This is a genomic window from Secundilactobacillus kimchicus JCM 15530 (assembly GCF_001433995.1).
In the GTDB taxonomy this organism is placed as follows: Bacteria; Bacillota; Bacilli; order Lactobacillales; family Lactobacillaceae; genus Secundilactobacillus; species Secundilactobacillus kimchicus.
Genome location: NZ_AZCX01000024.1, coordinates 1 through 1850, shown reverse-complemented (window position 1 = coordinate 1850; position 1850 = coordinate 1). Strand labels below are relative to the sequence as shown.

At 41.6% G+C, this 1850-nt stretch carries 1 protein-coding gene and 1 pseudogene; one reads left to right on the top strand and one right to left on the bottom strand.

What is annotated here, in order from left to right; translation table 11 throughout:
* On the top strand, positions 1–866 hold an 866-nt coding region (locus FC96_RS13025; protein WP_420835115.1), incomplete at its 5' end, for a hypothetical protein.
* A gap of 232 nt (positions 867–1098) precedes the next feature.
* Here the strand turns inward: FC96_RS13025 and FC96_RS13020 are convergent.
* Positions 1099–1850 (bottom strand): annotated as a pseudogene (locus FC96_RS13020) (hypothetical protein); the annotation flags it as partial.

Below are 1850 nucleotides of genomic sequence, written 5' to 3'. Positions count from 1 at the left end.
CTGCCAAGGGCGCTTGGGTTAAGGCTAGCGATGTTGATAACGCTACGGCTCCATTAGCTGAGAATCAAATTCGTGTTAACTTTAAGGATGCATCAGGTAAAGTAGTAGCTACCAAGACTTATACAAATAACAACTTTAAGTCACAAGCTGCTAAAGACTACTTGACGACTGTTGGCGACACTACTGTTGCTGGCCAAACATTGTCAACTAAAAATGCACGACTACTCAGCACTCTTGTTTCAGGTTACACTTTGGAACAAGCTGGGACTGACGGCATTGGTTTGAGCGCTGCACAATACACGGCAAACCAAAATGCAGTCGCTGCAGCTCAATATGGTTCTGATGTCAACCTGACCGTTGTGCCTGTTACTAAGGGTAACTTGTTCGGGACTTCGACTGCTACAACGGCGAAATTCATTTTATCAAACGGTCAAGGAATTGATGCTAAGACAAACGTCTTTGATAACGGAACTTTAGCAGCTGTTGCTCAAAAGCTTGCCACTCAAAGTCAAACTGCCGGTGCCAAGGGCGACAAGATTACTCTTGAAAATGTTCGTGCTGCTGTAAAAGCTGCCGGAGCAGATACCCTTTACACTGTTTATGATACTAATGCTGCCATTGCTCAAGGAAACGAAGTAGCTGGGGCATCAAACATCGTTTCAGGTCACACTTACACTGCATTCAAGTTAACGTTTACTGGCGATGTTCAAGATGGCGATACTAACGCTAAGAACGCAGCTACTATCGTAATTAACGGCCAAGCAATTAACTTATATTACACTTCAACTCAAGCACAAACTAATGTTGCTGCTACAGATGCTAACAAAGGCAACATTATCAGTGCATTCAACTTCAACCAAAATTAATTTAACTCCTAGTTAAATTATATCTATGATATATTTTGGGAATTATTGCAAAAAAGTCATCCAATTTGGATGGCTTTTTTTGCATTAGTCATAAAGAAATTTATAACGAGACTAAAAAAGGCACATTCACCAAAGTGAAATGTACCTTAATTATAGGTCTACCAATACTATTTGACTCAAGAACCCAAAAAAAGAGCCCTTACGGACTCTTTTTCTTTCGATACCACATCCGTTACTTAGCTACGTAATCAGTGTTAGCGTTTGAAGTAGGTGCAGCACCTTCAACAAGGTTAGCAGTGTAAGCAGCTACAACGTTGTTACCGTAAGTAGTCAAACGGTTGTCAGTAGCAAACTTGTCTGATGAAGTGAAAGTAAATTCGTAGTGATAGTTCTTGTTATCACGGCTCGTGTAAGTCTTAGTGCCAACCAATTTGTTTAATGGAGCGTTGGCAGTTAACAATGTTGATGAAATCTTAGCAGCATCAACAGTTGCAGTAGACTTGCCTTGAAGTGCAGCCAATTGGGCAGTAGTCAACTTAGGTAAGTTAACTTCTGAGCTGACGTTAGCACCTGCAGCCAGTGGAGTGTTTAATTGGATGTTGTTGTTGTTTACAGTATCAACAATGAATGAAACTTTTGAAGTTGATGCTGCGTGAACGTGGACACGTAATGAGCCACCGAACAATGCAGAAGTTGCATCTTGAGGGTCGGTAGTAGCTGCTGCGTTACTGCCGTCACTGTAACCCCATGCGTAACCTGCAGGTAAGTTGTCTTGTGCAAAGGCAACGATACCCTTGTTGTTAGCATCAGTGTTGTTAGCAACCTTGTCACCCTTACGGGTTAAGGTTGAAGTAGTAACAAATGTAGCATTAGTACCAACTACGTTATTGTTATCATCAACATAGGTAATAGTAACACTGTTGTTTTCAGTAGCATTGCTCTTAGTTTCTAAGTCGCTAGCCTTAACCCAAGCGCCCTTGGCAG